General features: G+C 67.2%; 19 protein-coding genes. 8 read left to right on the top strand and 11 right to left on the bottom strand.

Annotated features, from left to right (window positions below; genetic code table 11):
* Positions 1-157 precede the first annotated feature (157 nt).
* Together ASC91_RS04865 and ASC91_RS04860 are read left to right on the top strand one after the other, a co-directional pair.
* A complete protein-coding gene (locus ASC91_RS04865) occupies positions 158-796 on the top strand; it encodes a hypothetical protein (protein ID WP_056193099.1) in 639 nt (212 codons plus the stop codon).
* A gap of 76 nt (positions 797-872) precedes the next feature.
* On the top strand, positions 873-1,229 hold the full coding sequence (locus ASC91_RS04860) for a DUF2200 domain-containing protein (protein ID WP_056193150.1): 357 nt from the start codon (positions 873-875) through the stop codon (positions 1,227-1,229).
* 362 nt (positions 1,230-1,591) lie between these two features.
* Here ASC91_RS04860 and ASC91_RS04855 read toward each other — a convergent pair whose 3' ends face one another.
* The gene (locus ASC91_RS04855; RefSeq protein WP_056193096.1) at positions 1,592-2,272 is read right to left on the bottom strand and encodes a hypothetical protein; all 681 of its coding nucleotides are present in this window, start codon (positions 2,270-2,272) and stop codon (positions 1,592-1,594) included.
* 161 nt (positions 2,273-2,433) lie between these two features.
* Between ASC91_RS04855 and ASC91_RS04850 the strand changes: the two genes are divergently transcribed.
* Complete coding sequence (locus ASC91_RS04850; RefSeq protein WP_162247737.1) at positions 2,434-3,234, top strand: ABC transporter substrate-binding protein; 801 nt, start codon at positions 2,434-2,436, stop codon at positions 3,232-3,234.
* Between the two features lie 53 nt (positions 3,235-3,287).
* Here ASC91_RS04850 and ASC91_RS04845 read toward each other — a convergent pair whose 3' ends face one another.
* From ASC91_RS04845 to ASC91_RS04810, 9 genes are all read right to left on the bottom strand, one after another.
* Complete coding sequence (locus ASC91_RS04845) at positions 3,288-3,965, bottom strand: hypothetical protein (RefSeq protein WP_056193090.1); 678 nt, start codon at positions 3,963-3,965, stop codon at positions 3,288-3,290.
* 2 nt (positions 3,966-3,967) lie between these two features.
* Positions 3,968-4,423, bottom strand: coding sequence for a cytochrome c (locus tag ASC91_RS04840; protein ID WP_056193089.1), 456 nt, complete (start codon positions 4,421-4,423; stop codon positions 3,968-3,970).
* Between the two features lie 27 nt (positions 4,424-4,450).
* Complete coding sequence (locus ASC91_RS04835; protein WP_056193086.1) at positions 4,451-5,020, bottom strand: peroxiredoxin; 570 nt, start codon at positions 5,018-5,020, stop codon at positions 4,451-4,453.
* Positions 5,017-5,403, bottom strand: coding sequence for a hypothetical protein (locus ASC91_RS04830; RefSeq protein WP_056193084.1), 387 nt, complete (start codon positions 5,401-5,403; stop codon positions 5,017-5,019). The genes ASC91_RS04835 and ASC91_RS04830 overlap by 4 nt, the downstream gene beginning before the upstream one ends.
* Complete coding sequence (locus tag ASC91_RS04825; protein WP_056193081.1) at positions 5,400-5,783, bottom strand: cytochrome c; 384 nt, start codon at positions 5,781-5,783, stop codon at positions 5,400-5,402. The genes ASC91_RS04830 and ASC91_RS04825 overlap by 4 nt, the downstream gene beginning before the upstream one ends.
* Positions 5,784-5,902: 119 nt before the next feature.
* Positions 5,903-6,049: a hypothetical protein gene (locus tag ASC91_RS30170; protein WP_235531824.1), complete on the bottom strand. Its 147-nt coding sequence runs from the start codon at positions 6,047-6,049 to the stop codon at positions 5,903-5,905.
* Positions 6,050-6,428: 379 nt separating this feature from the next.
* Positions 6,429-7,865 (bottom strand): DUF1501 domain-containing protein, encoded by a 1,437-nt coding sequence (locus ASC91_RS04820; RefSeq protein WP_056193078.1) that lies wholly within the window; start codon positions 7,863-7,865, stop codon positions 6,429-6,431.
* A 12-nt stretch (positions 7,866-7,877) separates the two neighbouring features.
* Positions 7,878-10,349, bottom strand: a complete 2,472-nt coding sequence (locus ASC91_RS04815) for a DUF1549 and DUF1553 domain-containing protein (protein ID WP_056193075.1) — start codon at positions 10,347-10,349, stop codon at positions 7,878-7,880.
* Between the two features lie 151 nt (positions 10,350-10,500).
* Positions 10,501-13,101, bottom strand: a complete 2,601-nt coding sequence (locus ASC91_RS04810) for a TonB-dependent receptor (RefSeq protein WP_056193072.1) — start codon at positions 13,099-13,101, stop codon at positions 10,501-10,503.
* A 335-nt stretch (positions 13,102-13,436) separates the two neighbouring features.
* Here ASC91_RS04810 and ASC91_RS04805 point away from each other — a divergent pair, with 335 nt between their 5' ends.
* Together ASC91_RS04805 and ASC91_RS04800 are read left to right on the top strand one after the other, a co-directional pair.
* Positions 13,437-13,928, top strand: coding sequence for a hypothetical protein (locus tag ASC91_RS04805; protein ID WP_056193147.1), 492 nt, complete (start codon positions 13,437-13,439; stop codon positions 13,926-13,928).
* A complete protein-coding gene (locus tag ASC91_RS04800; RefSeq protein WP_056193069.1) occupies positions 13,903-14,577 on the top strand; it encodes a cytochrome b/b6 domain-containing protein in 675 nt (224 codons plus the stop codon). Before ASC91_RS04805 ends, ASC91_RS04800 begins: the two co-directional genes overlap by 26 nt.
* Here ASC91_RS04800 and ASC91_RS04795 read toward each other — a convergent pair.
* Entirely contained in the window at positions 14,574-15,122 is a 549-nt protein-coding gene (locus tag ASC91_RS04795; RefSeq protein WP_056193067.1) for a hypothetical protein, read from the bottom strand. The genes ASC91_RS04800 and ASC91_RS04795 overlap by 4 nt on opposite strands.
* 188 nt (positions 15,123-15,310) lie before the next feature.
* Between ASC91_RS04795 and ASC91_RS04790 the strand changes: the two genes are divergently transcribed.
* The 3 genes from ASC91_RS04790 to ASC91_RS04780 all read left to right on the top strand — a co-directional run bounded on the left by ASC91_RS04790 (position 15,311) and on the right by ASC91_RS04780 (position 18,542).
* On the top strand, positions 15,311-16,054 hold the full coding sequence (locus ASC91_RS04790) for a Crp/Fnr family transcriptional regulator (RefSeq protein WP_056193065.1): 744 nt from the start codon (positions 15,311-15,313) through the stop codon (positions 16,052-16,054).
* Between the two features lie 129 nt (positions 16,055-16,183).
* Positions 16,184-17,875, top strand: coding sequence for a gamma-glutamyltransferase (gene ggt / locus ASC91_RS04785; protein ID WP_235531828.1), 1,692 nt, complete (start codon positions 16,184-16,186; stop codon positions 17,873-17,875).
* Between the two features lie 67 nt (positions 17,876-17,942).
* A complete protein-coding gene (locus ASC91_RS04780; protein WP_082532430.1) occupies positions 17,943-18,542 on the top strand; it encodes a TVP38/TMEM64 family protein in 600 nt (199 codons plus the stop codon).
* The last annotated feature ends 8 nt before the right edge of the window (positions 18,543-18,550 follow it).

Genomic DNA, 18,550 nt, shown 5'->3' with positions numbered 1-18,550 from the left:
CGCTTTGTTTGCATCAAGTCGCCGGGCATGTTCGCGCGCCAGCAGCGCCGTGCCAAGTGTTGACAAGCGGAGGTTACGCCTGCCTGGACACGCTTCCAGCGCATCTTGGGTCGTGGCACCATGCCAGCCACCCGTCACCCCCAGACCCAGGCATCGCATGCACCGTCGCGTCCTCCTGCTCTCGCTGCTCATCCCCTTGCTGGCGAACGCGCAGCCGGACCGCCTCGTGCCATCCAGCCCGGTGGACGCGGTGGCGCTGTACGTGATCCCCACCGACGGCATTCCCGAGCAGTTCGCGGCCGGCGTCGCCCGATCGCTGACCCAGGAAGCCGGTGTGTGGGTCAAGGCCTCGCTGCTGATGCCCTCGGGCGTGGCCGACCCCATCCCCGGCACCCAACAGTACGCGGTCGAGGACTATCTGGCCTTTGGTACAACGCTCGCGAAACGGCTGCAGGACGCCGGCCCGCGGACCTATTTCATCGTGGTCACGGACCGGGACATCAACTCGCGCGAGCGCAACTTCCGGTTCCAGTACTCGGCCCACAGCCCCATGGCCCGCACTTCGGTGCTGTCCCTGGCCCGACTGGGAGCCAGCAAGGACGGCAAGCCCGCGTCGGCGGAGCTCATCGGTCTGCGCCTGCAGAAGATGCTGATGCGCATCGTCGGCGAGATGAAGCTGGGCTGGACGCGGACCACCGACCCAACCGACCTGATGTATGCGCCGATCATGTCCATCGACGACATCGACCGGATGAGCCTCACGCACACGATGAAGGTGCGGGGAGTCGCCAAGTGAAGCCGACCGCGGCCTGTAGAACGGTGCTTGTGTCAGCATCGCCCGTCGACCCCTTGAATCCGCAGGAGCAATGACGATGGCCGGCCACCGTATCTTCAGCATGCCCTTTGCCAGGGTGTACCCGCTGTACATCCGCAAGGCCGAGGCCAAGGGCCGGACCAAGGATGAGGTCGACCGCATCATCCATTGGCTCACCGGCTATGACGCCGCAGGCTTGCAGCAGCAACTTGACCAGTCCACGGACTTCGAGACCTTCTTTGCCCAGGCGCCGGCACTGAATCCCAGCGTGGCCCTCATCAAGGGCGTGGTGTGCGGCATCCGGGTGGAAGAGATCGAAGACCCGCTGATGCAGAAGCTGCGCTACCTGGACAAGCTCATCGACGAACTCGCCAAGGGCAGGGCGATGGAGAAGATCCTGAGGCAGCCGTCGTGACGGGTGCAATCCGGCGGGGCGCTCCGAGGTCCGTTGACGCGTTCTCACGCAGCCTCGGCTGATAGCGGACCCGCCGCTTCAGTCAACGCTTCCAATAGAAGCGCCGTGTGACCCTCTGCACCCCCAGGCAAGAAATCATGAAGGCTATGCTTGGATCAAGCACCTGCGGCAACGCCCAGTAGGCATTGGCCTCATCGTTGGGGTAAGGGCAAGAAGAACGCTGGCCAGGATGCCGGCCAAGAACGGCGGCGCAAACGAGTGCGAACGAGTTATTCCCAACATTGCACGCACCAACCCGACCCAGTTCAGTACGAACAGCAAAGCACAGAGCGCCAATAAAGGCTGGAAGCGGGCATCTCGCGCTACTGGTCCGAAGGCCGTTCAAACGTGCTGCCCAATGCGCGGCGCTTGGCACGCAGCCTCCGGCTGCGAAGACCAACTGCTCCTGCGAAGCCCGCCATCAGCGCGAGCGCCAGGCCAGCCCACACCAACCAAGTCCGATGCCTAAGTTGTAGCTGGTATTCCTGCTCACGCTTCGCCAGTAGCTTCAAGTGGGACAACGTCGTTTTATACGCCGGCAAATCCCACTGGGTTTCTGGCACCCAAACGCCAGGCACCTCGCCAATTTGCTTCGAGATCGCAGCGACGGCTGGAATCACTTCACTCGCGTCCAGACGACGCGACCCGAGCACCGCCGTGGCATGAGGCTGCACGAGCGCATTAACCCACCACTCTCCGCGCTGTTCAAAGAAGAGCACGTAGGTCTGACCAACGTTGAAAGTGCCTATCCCACAGAGGCTGCCGCCGCCTGTTTCCACAATGTGGCCTGAATACTTGCCCTTAAGCACGTGCTCAACCGACACGGTTGCCAAAGACACTCCTGCTTCACGCTGCACCGCAATGACTTTCGCCTGAAGCACGACCGCAGCTTGGCTCAGCGCAGTCTCCACCGTGGGCGGGCGCCAACTTGGCAAAACGCTGCAGGCAGCCGCGTCCTGCGACAGACTTAGCAGCGAGAGCAACGTGACCAGGATCATGCGCATGGGGTTCTCGGCTCCTTGTGCTGCTGATTGTCCGCAGTCGCTAAGCCGCCCTCCACGGTTTCAATCACGGGCAAGGCCAAAGATGTCAGCGAATGCGGCTCCATGCGCCTCCTCCCCGCCGCCAATAGATACTTGGCCCAGCTTTGATGGGCAGTGAAGGCATGGGCAAGGTCAGGATGTGGGTGACGGCTGGTTGGTTGGCCACAGCCAGCGTGCAAGCACTGGCGCAGCCGGTCGCGTGCGGGCCGTACCGTGTCGCCTTGTACGAATATGGTTCGCTGGCCTTTCGGCGTGCGGGGCTGAGCACGGCGGGCATAGACGTCGACATCGTCGATGAAGTGGGCCGTCGGACCGGCTGCAAGTTCGAGACCTTCGTGGACTCCAGGGTCCGCACCTGGGCCGACCTGGCCCATGGCGGCCTCGACATGACGGTGTCGGCCATCGAGACGGATGAACGCAATGGTTTTGCGCGGTTTGTGATCTATATGAGCGGGCGCAACCGGCTGCTGGTTCGAGAAGGCCTGCCCTATCCGGTCCCCACGCTGGAGACGTTCGCCGAGCACGGCGAACTGCGCCTGGCGGTCGTCAAGGGATTCAGGCATGGCCCGCAGTGGGACCAGTGGATCGCCAAGCTGCGCCAGCAGGGGCGGGTGGACGAGTACGCCGACGCCAACACGGCGGCCAGGCTCGTCGCGCTGGGGCGTGACGCGGCCTTTCTGTCCGAACCTGTCGTGTGGGGGCGAATTCTTGCGGACAGCAAGCTGGAGGGCCGGGTCACGGTCATCGATGCCTTCCCGGACGACAACTACGCCGCGGGCTTCGCGCTTTCCAAGGCCAGGGTCCGCGAAAGCGACGCCCGCAAGATCCAGGATGCCGTCGCGGCCATGCGGGCGGACGGCACCCTCTACAAGATCTTCAGCGCTTACCTGCCCCGTGCCGAGGCGCTGAGTTCCCTGCCCTGAACCGGTCGGTCCATTGAAGAAGGCGATGGCGGGCGCCACCGGCCTTTACATCTTCAGTTGGCCGCGAAGCAGTAGAGCAGGCCCGCGCCACCCGTCGCCACCAGCTTGGGCTGGCTGCAGCCGCGGCTGGCGTGGGCGGAGTTCCAGGAGGCATTGCCGCCGCCGGTGCGGTCGAAGTGGCCGAGTTGCACCGAGCCGTCCTCGGCGCCCGACGAGTAGTTGCGGCAGGTCTTGTCGGCACCCTCGGGGAAGGCACGGCCTTCGGGCGTGGAGCCGGTGACGATGTCATGCTCGTTGGGCGTGTCGCCAGCGGCCTTGGGACGCTCGCCCTTTTCGGTGAGTGCCGTGTTGCGGGTCAGGTTGCTGCCGAGTTGGGCCTGCTCCAGCGTGTCGCCGTGCAGGTGAGCCACGTCGCGGGCGATGACCTGGCCGCGCACATTGGTCCACGGGCCCTTGCCGATGCGGTCGCGGGCGTTGACGCCACCGGCGCCTTGCGTGCTGAGGTAGGCGCGCCAAGTCTTGTAGGGGTTGCCCACGCCTTCGGCGAGCTTCTGGCAGTGCGCGTCTGCACCTTCCAGGCCACCGTAGTTGGCGCCGTTGCCGCCGCCAGTGCTGGTGACGAAGAATGTGAACGGCGGCGGGGGAGGGGCGCTGGCGGCGTTGGCTGGCGGGGTCTGGGCCTGGGCGCTGGCGGCAAGCAGCAGCGTGGTGGCGAGAAGCGAAGTCTTCATGATCAATTGCTGTTCCTGTAGTCGTCGTGGCAGGCCTTGCAGGTCTTCTGCAGCGCGGCGAGCTGGGCCTTGATGGCGGCCACGTCGCCGCCCTGGGCGACGCGCGCGAGCTCATTGGCTTCCTTGCCGAAGGCGGCCTGGGCGGCGGCGGCACCGGCGGCGTCGCTGAAGAGCGTCGGCTTGACGGAGGTGTCGTGCCAGCCCTTGCCGGTTTCGGTGGAAGCCGGGAACAGCGAGGGCAGCCCGCCATTGGCCACGGCGGCAATCGTGTTGGCTGCGCGGATGACGTCGTCCTTGTTGTACGTGCCGTCGACGTTGGCCTTGACGCGGCCGGTGTTCCAGCCGATGACCTGGTAGGCCGACTGGCGCCACTTGATGAGCTGTTCGGGCTTGGGGGCCTGCTGGGCCTGGGCGGCGTTGGCGAGCAGTGCGGCTGTGATGATGAGGAGTCGTTTCATCGTTGTGGTGGGTGGTTGGGGAAGGGATCAGTGGCCGGCCAGGCGTTCGACCTCGGCAAGCGCGGCGGCCACGTTGGCCGCGGGCGCCAGGCCGCCGACGGTGGCGACGACGCGGCCCTCGCGACTCAGGACAAAGCTGGTGCGCTCGGCGCGAGCGTGGGTGATGTCCTGGCCCTTGGTCGTCTTGCGGCCGGGCGGTGTCGCGGTGGTGGCGATGTCGAAGGCGCGGGCGATGTGGCCGTCGGCATCCGAGGCGACAGCGAGCTTGCCGGCACAGGTCTCGGGGTCGGCCGAGAACTCGCGCAACCGGGCTATGCCGTCGCCGGATACGCCGATGACGGTGGCGCCGGCGGCCGTGAAGCGGGCCAGGTTCTCGGCGAACTCGTGCGCCTGCAGGTTGCAGCCGCCGGTGAAGGCGGCCGGGTAGAAATAGACGACGACGGGGCCTTTTGCGAGGGCATCCTTGAGTTGCAGGTCGACGGTCTTGCCGGCCAGGGCTGCGGTGGCCTGGAAGTCGGGCGCTGCGTCACCGGGCTTCAACGCGGCGTGGGCGCTGGCGGCGAGCGCCAGCAGGGAAAGGGCGAGGGTCTTTTTCATGGCAGGGGCTTGTAGGGGTCGTGGCAGTCGTTGCAGGCGAGGGCGATGGCGCGCGCGGCGCCCTTGGCGCTGGCGACATCCCCAGCGGCCAGCGCCGTGGTGATGGCGGCGGCCTGGCGCTCGCCTTCGCGCGAGAAGCCGACCGCATCGGCGGCCGGGTAGTCCTTCTCGAAGAAGGCCGTCATGTCGGCATAGAGCTTCTGCAGGGCCTGGGCATCGACCGCGGCCTCGTCGTGGCGGCCGGCGCCGAGGGCCTTCTGCACGCTGACCGACTTGTGGTCGATGGAGCGCATCCAGATGCCGAGGTCCAGCTTGGAAGCGGCGTGGCAGAGCGGCGCCACGAGCAGGGCGATGGAGATGAGGAAGGGAGCTTGCTTCTTCATTTCTTGGTCTTGTAGACCTCGTGGCAGGCCTTGCAGCTGCGCGTCAGGTCGCTGAGCGCGTCTTGCGCGGCGTCGTAGTTGCCGGCCTCGACGGCGGCGGCGATGGCCTGCGCGTGGTCCTGCGACTTGCGCGCGAAGTCGACGCCGCGGGCCGCATCGGGCTGAGCCGTGTAGTGGGCGCCGACCTGCTGGAAGAAGCGCGCGAGTTCACGCGCCTCGTCCAGGGCCTTGCGGTTCTGCAGGCTGACGTTGGAGTCGAGATCGCGCAGCGTGTCTTCGGCGCTGCGCATCTCGTCGGCACTGAGCTCGGCTTGGGCGGCGAGGACGGTGGTGGCGATCAGCAGGGGGATGAGGGCGGTTAGCGCCGGGTACGTTTTCATTTGTTGGATGTCTTTGCAGAGGTCCTTATGACTCGTGTGCAGTGCCGCGGGAATCCGCCCCGCGAGGGCGGGTAACTTTTCTCTGACGCGCCAGAGAAAAGTCACCAAAAGAGGAGCGCTCAATGCAATCCGCACTCGAGCAGGATGGAGCGCTCGCGTTGCTCGGAACTGGACGGCGCCTTCACGCGACCCGCTGCGCTCTCGCTGCTGTCCTTGTCACCAATGGCATCCACCGCACCACCTGTCCGCTTAACGCGCGGCTGCACGCCGGGCTCACGAGAAATGCAAGAAAGACAGCGTCGCTCGGGCGACGCGCCGAGTGGGCGGGTCCGTCGCGTCGCCCGAGCGACGCTGTCTTCGGTTTTCTGGTGAGCCCGGCGTGCAGCCGCGCGTTAACGGGCGGGATGTGGCGATGTTTGGTGCTCGTCATAGGGACAGCAGCGAGAGCGCAGCGGATCGCGTCGGGGCGCGGTGCAGGTGGACGTTTTCGCGCGCCGTTGATGGTGGCGTGGCGAACGAGTGCGGTTCAGGGCCTCTTCTTTGGTGACTTTCTTCTGGCCCCGCAGAAGAAAGTTACCCGGCCGCCGGGACGGACTCCCGGCAATGCAGCGAACAGACGCACGCCCCGCCACAGCAACCCTCACATCAAGCCAGGATCTCCTTGATGACATCGCCAAACACCGTCGTCGCCTTCTCCGCGCGACCCTGATGCGCAAACACCAGCTTCTTGTGGTTCAGCCCCAGCTGATGCAGCAGCGTCGCCTGCAGGTCATACGTATCGATCACTCCGGTCTCCGCCCGCAGCCCGATCTCATCGGTGCCGCCATACGTCCCCGGCTTGATGCCGCCCCCCGCAATCCACTGCGTGTAGCCCCAGGGGTTGTGATCCCGCCCGTTGCCTGACTGCCCATACGGCGTGCGCCCGAATTCCGACGCCCAGACCACCAGCGTCGTCTCCAGCAGCCCCCGCGCCTTCAGGTCCGCCAGCAGCGCGCCCACCGGTTGGTCCACCTGCTTGCACATCACCGCGTGGTTTTTCTCGAGGTTGTTGTGGGCGTCCCACGAGTCCACGCTGTTGTCCGGCGCGCCCGAGATGACGTGGATGAAGCGCACGCCGCGCTCCACCAGGCGGCGGGCGCGCAGCAGGGCCGTGCCGTACTCGTCGGTCTCCTTGGTGCCGATGCCGTAGGCCGTCTTCGTGGCCGCGGTTTCCTTGGCCAGGTCGACGGCCTCCGGCGCCGAGACCTGCATGCGGTAGGCCAGGTCATAGCTCTTGGCGCGGGCGATCAACTCGGTGTCGCCGGGGTAGCGCTCGGCGTGCTCGCCATTCAGGGCGCGCAGCAGGTCGAGCTGGGCGCGCTGCTCCTTTTCCGTGATGCCGTCGGGGCGGGCCAGGTGCAGGATGGGCGAGTCGCCCTTGCGGAAGGGCGTTCCCTGCAGGGCGGCGGGCAGGAAGCCGCTGCTCCAGATGACGGCGCCGCGGCCGCCGCCGGCTGAGCCCACGCCCGTGGGCAGCACGACGAAGGCCGGCAGGTCGGGGTTGGCCGAACCCAGGCCGTACTGCACCCACGAGCCCAGGGCCGGGCGGCCCGGCACCAGGCCGGCGGTGTGCAGCTTCAGCGACGCGATGACGTGGGTGCTGCCCTCGGTCTTGCTGCCCTTCAGGAAGGCGATGTCGTCGGCCTGCTTGGCGATGTGGGGCAGCAGGTCCGACACCCAGGCACCGCTTTCGCCATGCTGCTTCCAGGTGCGCTTGCTGGCGTAAAGGTTGCCCACGCCGCCGTCGGTGGCCGTCTTCAGGTCCTTGCCGAAGCTGTCGGGCAGCGGTGTGCCGGCCAGCTTGATCAGTTCGGGCTTGTGGTCGAACAGGTCCAGCGTGCTGGGCGCGCCGGCCATGTGCAGCCAGATGACGGCCTTGGCCTTGGCCGGGTGGTGGGGCTGGCGCGGCAGCGTCGGGTCGAAGAGTTCGCTGGCGAAGGCGGATGAGATGCCGCCGAAGCTGCCCGCGCCGAAAGCGGCGAAGGTGGCGGCACCGGCGTGGCCGAGGAAGTGACGGCGGGAATGATCGTGAGAGTGGCTCATGGGCTGACCTCTTTAGAAGCGATAGGTGAATTCGTTGGTGTTGACCAGCGTGTGGACCAGGTCGACGAAGGCGGCGGCGCGGGCCTTGTTCTGGCCCTTGACGGAGGCGCTGGCCGTCGGCGTGGCGGCCACGGCCGTGCCACCGCCGTCATCCGCAGCGTCGTCGCCGCCATCGCCCTTCCTGCGCTTGGCGGCTTGCTGATCCAGATAGGACAGGAAGGCCGTGCGCTCGTAGCGGTCGGGCTCGCGCTTGTAGGCCGCCTTGTAGAAGCCGTCGATCTGCCTGGCGAGCTTGGGATCTACGCCCCAGCCCTCGGGCAGATGCGGCTTCTTGACCTCGCCGGCCTGGGCCGTCTGCAAGGTCTCCTGAGCGTTCAGGAAGGCGACCAGCTTCGTCTTCTCCGCGGCCGTGGGCTTGCGCGAGAACAGGATCTCGTAGACGCGGTCGATCTGCGCGGACTCACCTGCAGGCGCCTCCTGGATGACACGGCCGGCCAGAGCCTGGCTCCAGCCCAGCACGAGGTCGCTGTTGACCAGGGCCAGGGCCTGTGGCGCCGTCGTCGTCACGTCGCGCTTGAAGTGAGGGGACTGTGGGTTGGCCCAGTCGAAGGTCTCCAGCAGCGGATAGGGCGAGTTGCGCAGCACGAAGACGTAGAGGCTGCGGCGGTTGTGGTCGCGCGGGTCCTCGGACGTCTGCCAGCGGTTGCGCTGGCCGCCGATGTCGAAGTTGGGCGGAATGGGCGGGTAGACCGACGGGCCGCCGCGCTTCTCCTCCAACAGGCCGGACGCAGCCAGCAGCGAGTCGCGCAATTGCTCGGCCTCCAGGCGCTGGCGCGGGAAGGCCCACAGCAGCTTGTTGTCCGGGTCCTGCTTGACCTCGCGGGCCTGGCTGGCCTGCCGGTAGGTGCTGGACAGCAGGATCTGCTTGTGCAGCGTCTTCACGCTCCAGCCGTTCTTGACGAAGTCGGCCGACAGCTTGTCGAGCAGCTCGGGGTGGGTGGGCTTGGTGCCGGTCTTGCCGAAGTCGGCGCTGGTCTCGACGATGCCGCGGCCGAAGAACTGGGCCCATTGGCGGTTGACGAAGACGCGGGCGGTGAGGCCGTTGTCGGGGCTGACCAGCCAATTGGCCAGGGCCGTGCGGCGGCCCGACGACGTGGCCGTCGGCGCAATCTTCAGCGAGGCGTCGGTCAACAGGGCGGGCAGGCCGGGCTGCACCTCCTGCAGCGGTCGGTCGTAGATGCCCTTGAAGAGGACCTTGGTGGGCGGTGCGTCGTTGCCCAGCTCGACGATGGTGGAGACATTGCCCGGATCCTTGGGCTTGAGGGCGTCGAACTTCTTCAGCTGCGCCGTCAGCACGTCGTACTTGGCGTAGGCCTCCTTGTCCTTGGTCTTGAGCTGGTTCTCGGCGTTGCGCGTGCGGCCCGACAGGGTCCACAGGTTGCGGTGGTAGATCCAGCGGTCGTAGGCATTGCGCTCCGATGCCGGCTTGTTGATGGACTCGCGCGTGGCCGGCACGAAGCCCGACAGGCGATCGGTCTCGAGCTTCTCGATGATGGGCTTGAGCAGCGCGTCGCGCTGTTCGCGGATGTCCTTGGTCGCGTCTTCCCACTTGGCCAGCTGGGCGTCGTAGTCGGCCTTGGCCTTGCCCGTCAGCGGCGAGACATCGTCCTTCCAGCTGGTGTTGGCGAAAAAGGCCTGGAACTCGTAGTACTCCTTCTGTGTGATCTTCTCGGTCTTGTGGTCGTGGCACTGGGCGCAGCCGATGGTGGTGCCGAGGAAGACGGCGCCGACGGTGTCGGTCAGGTCGTTGGCGACCTCCTGCTTCTTCAGGTTCAGGTCGCGGGCGTTGATCTCGTCGGGCAGGTTGCGCAGGAAGCCGGTGGCGATCAGGGCCTCGGTGCGCTCGGGCCAGAGTTCGTCGCCAGCGATCTGTTCCTTGACGAAGCGGTCGAAGGGCTTGTCGGCGTTGAAGGCGTTGACGACGTAGTCGCGGTAGCGCCAGATGTTGGGACGCGTGCCGTCGGTGTTGTAGCCATCGCTGTCGGCATAGCGGCTCAGGTCCAGCCAGCGGCGCGCCTGGCGCTCGCCGTAGCGCGGCGAGGCCAGCAGGCGCTCGACGAGCTTTTCATGCGCCTTGGGCGACTTGTCGCCCACGAAGGCGTTGACCTCCTCGGGCGTGGGCAGGATGCCCCAGGTGTCGAGCGTCGCGCGGCGGATGTAGGCGTGACGGTCGGCCTCGGGCGAGGGGGCGATGCCTTGCGCCTCGAGCTTGGCCAGCACGAAGGCGTCCAGCGGCTGGCGCACCCAGGCCTTGGCCTTGGTGGCCGGCGTGGCGACTTGCGTGTTCAGTGGCGTGTAGGACCAGGGGCGCTCGCTGCCCTTGGTGAAGCCGCCGGGCGGCGCGTAGTCCTCGGCGGGGCTGAGGGTGGCAACGCCGGCCAGCAGGGCGGCGAGAGCAAGAGGGGCGATCCGGAACTTGGGCACGTAGGTCTCCCGGGGAAATGGCAAAGACGGAACTGAAGGGGTCAGCGCAATAAACGCGCCAGCAAAAACGGCGCGAATCGGGCCAAAAGAAGGGCAGATTTTCGGTGGCGTCAACAGCGCTGTTGAAACGCTGTTGACGGATCGACAGCGCTTACAACCTGGCCATGAACTGGATGCCCACGCTGCGCGGGATGGCCGGCGTGTAGCTGGTGCTGTTGATGGAGCGCACCGTGTCGTCGTTGAACAGGTTCTTGACGATCAGGCTGACGTTGAAGCTCTTGTTGCGCGTGCCGAAGCCGATGCCGGCGTCCACCGTCGTGCTCTTGGGCACGATGGAATAGGCCGAGAGGCTGACGTCCGAGTAGTAGGACGAAGAGAAGGCCACGTTGCCGGTGTAGTTGATCTCCTTGTCGCCCCAGACCGGCTGGCGGTAGTCCACGCCGATGTTGCCGGTGTACTTGGCCGCGCCCGCCAGCGGCCGGCCGCTGATGTCGGTATAGGGCGCGGAGCCGGGGTAGGCGTCCTCGATGCGCTGGGCGGCGTTCGGGAAGGACTTGTACTTGGCGTCGTTGTAAGCGGCCGAGAAGCGCACCGTCAGGTCGCGGATGCCGCCGTAGACGCCGTCGATCTCCAGGCCCTTGACCTCGACCTTGGGCGCGTTGCCGGTGGCGCTGGTGTAGTAGCGGGTGCCGTCGTTGGTCTGCGTCGTCGTGTAGACGTCCAGCACGCGCACGCTCTGCTGGTAGTTCTTGATGCGGGTCTGGAAGACGTCGGCGTTCAGGATCAGCGTCTTGTTGAACAGCGCCGACTTGAAACCCAGCTCGAAGCTGTCGGTCTTCTCGGGTTCGACGGGCGAGGACACGCCGTTGACGAACTGCGCGATGCCAGCCTTCTCGCCGTGTTGCAGCGAGGCATAGCCGGTCAGGTCGCGGTTGAACTTGTAGCTCGGGCTCAGCACCCAGGCCGGTTGCGTCTTCTTGAAGGGCTCGGCCTCGGTGGTGGGGAAGAGCACGCCGATGTTGGCCTGGCGGATTGCCTTGGCATCGGCGACCTGGCGGCGTTGCGCGGCGCTCAGGGCAGCGTAGGTCGGCACGTTGAAGTACTTGGCCGCCGTGGCGTTGGCCAGCGCGATCTGCTCGGCCGTGTTGCCGGCGGCGAGGTCGCCCGTCGCGTTGGTGGCGAAGCCGCCCAGGGCGACGCCGTTGACGCTGACCGGGTTCAGCTCGGGCGCGCTGCCGTCGCTGGTGATGCGGCTGGTGCCGGTGTTGCGGCGGTCCTCGCGCGTCAGGCGGGCGCCGGTGGTCAGCGTCAGCGCCTCGCTGAGGTGCCAGTTGGCCTGGGCAAAGATGGCCGCGCTCTTGTTGCGGATGTCCTGCACGCCGGTCGGGCTGTTGTACGAGGCCTTCACGTTGGCCAGGCTGTTGCGCAGCAGGTCGCGGCCGGCGCCGTCGGCATCGAGCCGCCCGTACTGCGCGTTGGTGGCGAACCAGGCGCCGGCGTCGTTGCCCCACCAGCGGCGGTAGTCGGCGGTGTTGTCCACCTTGATGAAGTACAGGCCGGCCTGGTAGTCGACGAAGCCGCCCGGCGCGGACGTCAGGCGCAGCTCCTGCGTGGCCTGGCGATAGTCGTTCCAGAAGCCGCCGGCATTGCGGTAGACGTCAAAGGGCGTGGCGTCGTCGTTCACCGAGTTGAAGTGGTAGCTCTTGAAGGCGGTGATGGACGTCAGCGTGTGGCTGCCGAGCTGCCAGTTCAGGTCGGCCGTGGCGCCCGAGCTGCCAGTGACGAGGCCGCGCACCGAGTCGGTGGTCAGCAGGTTCTGATAGTCGGCGAGCGAGTAGCCGGTGTTGTCCTTGAACCAGCGGCGGCCCAGGCGCTGCTCGTTGGTCACCGTCGTGATGGGGGCGCCGTTGGAGTAGGTCGTCGGCGGGTTGATGACGGGGAAGCTGCGGCCGTTGGTCGTCTCGCCGGCGCGTGGCTGCAGGTCGAAGGCGAAGCGGGCCTTGAAGTCCGGCGACGGCGTGATGAGGAACTGCACGCGGCCGGAGATGCGGTCGGTGTTCGTGTAGCTGATGTCGCGGTTGTAGGCGTTCTTGATGTCGCCGGCGCCCTTGTTGGCGGAGAAGGTGCCGCGCCAGGCGATGAGGCCATCGACGATGGGGCCGCCGACGGCCGCGGTGGCGAACAAACCGTCGCGCTGCCGGAAGCCCAGCGTGAAGTCGGCCGTCGGCGTGAAGCTCGGGCGCTTGGTCGTGAAGATGATGTTGCCGACGCTGGCGTTCTTGCCCAGCAGCGTGCCCTGTGGCCCGCGCGTGACCTCGACGGTGTCGATGTCGACGAAGTCGAAGCTCGACGTCAGCGCGTTGTAGGCATAGGAAACGCCATCCACGATGATGCCCACGCTCGGGTCCTGGGCCTCGGTCTGGCCGATCTTGCCGATGCCGCGGATGGAGATGCTGCTGGTGCGCTGGTTGCCGAGGTTCCAGCTGACGTTGGCGGCGCGCTTGGTGACGTCGTCGATGCCCACGGAACCCAGGCGGTCCAGCTCGGCGCCCTGGATGACGGAGATGGACAGCGGCACGTCCTGCAGCTTCTCGATGCGGTTGCGGCTGCGCACGGTGACGGCGCCCAGGGCCTGGGTGTTGTCTTCGGCCGGCGCGGGCGCGGCGGCTTCCTGGGCGAGGGCACTGCCAGCAGCGAGGGCGGCGATCAGCGCGGTCAGTGGATGCGGGCGAAAGCGATGTTGGGTCGTCATGGAATGGAGTGATCGATAGGGCGGGGTCGGGCACTTCATTGCAGGGAGCGTGCCCAATACGCTGGGCGTCTAAGCAATTGCGCTTCGCGTTGGCAGGCGGCGTTTTGGCGGTTTTCATGGCCCCGTTGCGAGTCGTGCGTGTGATCGCGCAGTGGGTGCTGTTGCTTGTTGAACAGCAGGTCAGCAAATCGTGCGGCTTGGAACACAGCCACAGAGGCACAGAGGCACAGAGAAATTCATGCCTGTCCTCTGTGTCTCCGTGTCTCTGTGGCTTGTTTGCGTTCTGGCACGGAAGCTGCGCTGTGGGCGAGGTCTGCCACTCCTTTGACCTCATCATGAAAACACTGCACGCACTGGCCGTTGGCGCTCTGCTTAGCCTGACCGCCGTCGCTCACGCCCAGACGGCCGCTTCAGCGCCGGCCGCAGCCGCCGAATGGAAATACAAGACCCCGCGCCTGAAGGCGGCCGAGGTCGACGCCCTGCTGGCCCAGCCGGACAAGCTGCTGGTGCTGGACCTGCGCCGCCCCGACGAGCTGATCAAGTACGGCAGCTTCCCGGCCTTCCTCAACATCCAGAACAAGGATCTCGAAAAGCACCTGGCCTACTTGCCCAGGGACCGCGCCATCCTGACCGTCTCCAACCACGCCGTGCGTGCCGGCCGGGCGGGCGACCTGCTGGCCGAGAAGGGCTATCGGGTTGCGGGTGCGACCGGCAGCGAGGACTACGAGCAGGAAGGCGGCAAGGCCGTCGCCCATATCCAGCCCCCGGCGCCACGCGCACAGGCGGCTGCCGGAAGCACCGATGTCGCAGCAGCTCGCCAGCCTTGAGCACGCAGGCGAGGTTCCCGTCTGGGACCTGCCGCTGCGCGTCTTTCACTGGGCCCTGGTGGGCCTGGTGTCGGCGGCCATAGCGACGGGTCTCGCCGGTGGCGCCTGGATGAGCTGGCATGCCCGTGCTGGCCAGGCCATTGCGGCCCTGCTGGTGTTTCGCCTCGGCTGGGGGCTGTGGGGCACGCGCTATGCACGCTTCGCGCAGTTCTGGCCCGCGCCCACGCGCCTGTGGGCCTATCTGCGCGGGCGCTGGCAGGGCCTGGGCCACAACCCATTGGGCGCGCTGTCCGTCTTCGCCGTGCTGGCGCTGCTGTTCACGCAGGTGCTGACCGGCCTGTTCGGCAACGACGAGATCGGTTTCGCCGGGCCTTGGTCGAGTTGGATCGAGGAAGACCTGAGCCTGAAGCTGACCAGCTGGCACAAGGTTGCGGCCAAGCTGCTCTATGCCTGGCTGGGCCTGCACCTGGCGGCCATTGCCACTCATGTCTTCATCTGCCGCCAGCCGCTGCTGCGCGCGATGTGGCGAGGCCATCAGCCCGGCGCTCCGGCGGCCGCGGCGGAGCGGTCGCGGCTGGGCTGGGTGCTGCTCAGCCTTGGCCTGGCGGCGGCCGCCTGGAGCCTGCTGTGGGCGTCGGCGCGTTTCTAAGCCAGCGCGCCGCTCAGCACCGCCTGCAGCAGGAGATGGTGGTTGCGGGCAACTGCTTCGGCCGGCAGTGGCTGGGTGGGCGGGGCGAGCGGCATCGGTAGCGTCGCATCGCCGCTGAGGTCCTGCCAGGTCATCAGCGCCGCCAGCATCTGCAGCGGGTGGCCCGGCGAGGCGATGCCATTGAAGACTGGCACGCCGGCGTCGCGGTCGAGCTGGCGCAGGTCGGCCTCGGCCACGCCCTGGCATTCGATGCCGTCATAGAGCTGGCCGAGCAGGCCGGCCATGTCGCGCGGGTCGCGGCGGTCGGCCGGGCCGGGGCTGGTCGCGCGAACGCGCGCCACCTGCGCGCCGAGCTCGGTGGCGGCGAGGAGAAAGGCCTCGGCTTCGAGGCTGGCGTGGTCGTCGCTGAGCAACGCCAGGTTCTTGCCGCGCAGCAGCGCACCCGGGCCGGCGCCGCGCTTGAACTGCCGAGCCCGGCCGATCAGCGTCAGCAGGTCGTCGCGCGTCAGCCCTTCCAGTGACCAGAGAGATTTGTGTTTGAGCATGGCATTGGGTGCATGTCCGGCAAGGCTAGGCGGTACAGCGCGGACCGGGCCTGACGCAGATCAAGTACGCACGGCTGTTTACCAACGGTTTACCGAGCGTTACCCAGTGATGTGCGCCATTGCTCGGCAGTTGTTGGCCGGTTTCTACGCTGCTGTCCATTGCCACACGCCGCCCAGGACACCCCGAAATGCTGACCGCCACGATGACTCCCGCCGCCGCCCATCCCACCTTGCGCGCGCCGGCCGCCGCGCCCCAACGCATTGCCGACACGCTGCAGGGTCTGCAGGCCCACGTGGACATCAGCCGCCGCGTCCTGCACGCCGGCGACCGCGTCTACCGCACGGGCGACGCGTTCGCCAGCCTGCATGTCATCAACTCGGGCTTCTTCAAGACCCTCAACCTCGCCGCGGATGGCCGCGAGCAGGTCGTTGGCCTGCACTTCAAGGGTGATTGGCTCGGCTTCGACGGCATTGCGACCGGCCGCTACGGTTGTGATGCCATCGCGCTGGACACCGGCGAGGTGTGGAGCGTGCGCTACGACGCGCTGCTCGCTGCCTGCGCCCGCCATGCACCGCTGCTCGGCCTGTTGCATTCGGCCATGAGCCGCGAGATCAGCCGCGACCGCGACTCCCTGCTGTCGTTGTGCACGCTGTCGGCCGATGCCCGCGTGGCCGACTTCCTTCGCTACTGGGCCGACGCCATGGCCCAGTGCGGCCTGCGCAGCGACCAGATCACCCTGCGCATGACGCGCGCCGAGATCGGCAACTACCTGGGCATGACGGTGGAGACGGTCAGCCGCGCGCTGACCAGGCTGGCTCGCGAGCAACTGATCGCCTTCACCGAACGTGGCCGCCGCGATATCTGCATCCCCGACGTGGCGGCGCTGGGTGCCTACGTGCAACGCGGCGTCGCCCGGACGCTGCTGCAGTGACTCAGCGCGCCGCGCGAACCAGGGGAGTGGCAAGCGCCCGGTGGCGCAGTAAGGTCGCCGTCATCGAAGACACCCGGACGGAGCTTCCGCATGACATTGGCGTTGAAACTGCAATCGCGTTCCCTGGTGATGGTGGCCGTACTGCTCACGGCGGGCGTGGCCCAGGCGGCCTCGCAGGCCCCGGTGGCAGCCGAGAACGGCATGGTGGTCACGGCCCAGCACCTGGCCACCCGCATTGGCGTGGACGTGCTGAAGGACGGCGGCAACGCGGTGGATGCGGCCGTGGCGGTGGGGTATGCGCTGGCGGTGGTCTACCCCGCGGCGGGCAACCTGGGCGGCGGCGGCTTCATGACCGTGCAGCTGGCCGATGGCCGCAAGACCTTCCTGGACTTCCGCGAGAAGGCACCGCTGGCTGCCACGGCCAATATGTACCTCGACAAGGACGGCAACGTCATCAAGGGCCTGAGCACGCTGGGCCATCTGGCGGTGGGCGTGCCGGGCAGCGTGTCGGGGCTGGAGTACGCACTGGGCAAGTACGGCACGATGAAGCGCGCCGCGGTCATCGCGCCGGCCATCCATTACGCGGAGCTGGGCTTCGTGCTCGACCAGGGCGACATCGACATGCTGCACGCCGCCACCGACGATTTCCGCAAGGACCCGGCCACCGCGGCCATCTTCCTGAACAAGGGCGAGCCTTTCCAGGTCGGCCAGAAGCTGGTGCAAAAGGACCTGGCCACCACGCTCAAGGCCATTCGAGACAAGGGCGAGGCGGGCTTTTACAAAGGCCCTGTGGCCGCCGCCATCGTCACCTCCAGCCAGGCGGGCAAGGGCATCCTGAGCGCCGCCGACCTCGACCAGTACAAGACGCGCGAACTGCCGCCAGTGGAATGCAATTACCGGGGCTATCACGTCGTCTCAGCGCCGCCACCCAGTTCGGGCGGCGTCATCATCTGCGAGATCCTGAACATCCTGGAGGGCTACCCGCTCAAGGAACTGGGCTTTCGCTCCGCGCAGGCGGTGCACTACCAGATCGAGGCGATGCGCCACGCCTACGTGGACCGCAACAGCTACCTGGGCGACCCGGATTTCGTCAAGAACCCGCTGGACCGGCTGCTCAGCAAGGACTACGCGGCCCAGCTGCGCGCCGTCATCGCGCCGAACAAGGCCGGCGTCTCCAAGGACATCAAGCCCGGCGTCTCGCCGCACGAAGGCAGCAACACCACGCACTACTCCATCGTCGACAAATGGGGCAATGCCGTGTCGGTGACCTACACCTTGAACGACTGGTTCGGTGCCCGAGTCACCGCGGCCGGGACCGGCGTGCTGCTGAACGACGAGATGGACGACTTCACCGCCAAGGTGGGCGTGCCCAACCTCTACGGCCTGGTGCAGGGCGAGGCCAACCGCATCGAGCCCGGCAAGCGCCCACTGTCGTCCATGAGCCCCACCGTCGTCACCAAGGACGGCAAGACGGTGATGGTCGTCGGCACGCCGGGCGGCAGCCGCATCATCACCGCGGTGCTGCACACGATGATCAACGTCATCGACTACGGCATGGACGTGCAGGAGGCGACGGACGCGCCGCGCTTCCACCAGCAGTGGCTGCCCGAAGCGACCAACGTCGAGGCCTTCGCGCTGTCGCCAGACACGCGCAAGATCCTCGAGGGCTGGGGCCAGAAGTTCGCCGACCCGCAACCCGCCAACCACCTCGCCAGCATCTTGGTCGGCGCCCCCAGGCTCGGCGGCAAGCCGGTGGGCAAGAACCGCTACTACGGGGCCAACGATCCGCGGCGCAATTCCGGGCTGGCGGCGGGCTACTGAAGGGCCCTCACCGGCCCGCCCGACCCGCCGATACTTCCGGCTCCAAGAAGCCGCCCAAGCCCAAGCGTTGAAGCCTGCCGACACCACCACCCCCGCGCCCGCGCCTCAGCGCTGGCGCTGGCTGGCGGTTCTGCTTTTCGTGGTGCTGCTCTGGGGCGTCGTCGAGGTCACCGGCCTGCGCCAGCAGATCAGCCTGCAGGCCGTGCGCGAGGGTTTCGCCCAGCACCGGCTCTGGGGCTTTGCAGCCTTCACGGCGATGTTCGTGCTGGCCAACCTGGCACACATTCCCGGCGCCTTCTTCCTCGCCGCGGCGGTGCTGGCCCTTGGGCCGGCGTGGGGCGCGTTGACGACCTATGTCGCGGCCTGCATCGCCTGCACGGTGACGTTTGTCGTCGTGCGCGCCCTGGGTGCCGACGCGCTGCGTGAGCTGGACAACCGGCTGGCGCGCCGCCTGTTCGCGAAGCTGGACGCCCATCCCGTGCGCAGTGTCGTGCTGCTGCGCACGGTCTTCCACTCGGTGCCGGCGCTGAACTACACGCTGGCGCTGTCCGGCGTGCGGCTGCGCGACTATGTCATCGGCACGCTGCTGGGCCTGCCCCTGCCCATCCTGGTCATCACGACGCTGTTCGACACGCTCGCCGTCTGGATGGGGTGGGCCGCGCATTGACCCCGGCC

Origin of the sequence: Pelomonas sp. Root1237 (genome assembly GCF_001425055.1) — a bacterium.
Lineage (GTDB): Bacteria > Pseudomonadota > Gammaproteobacteria > Burkholderiales > Burkholderiaceae_C > Pelomonas.
This window is presented reverse-complemented; position numbering and strand designations above follow the sequence as displayed.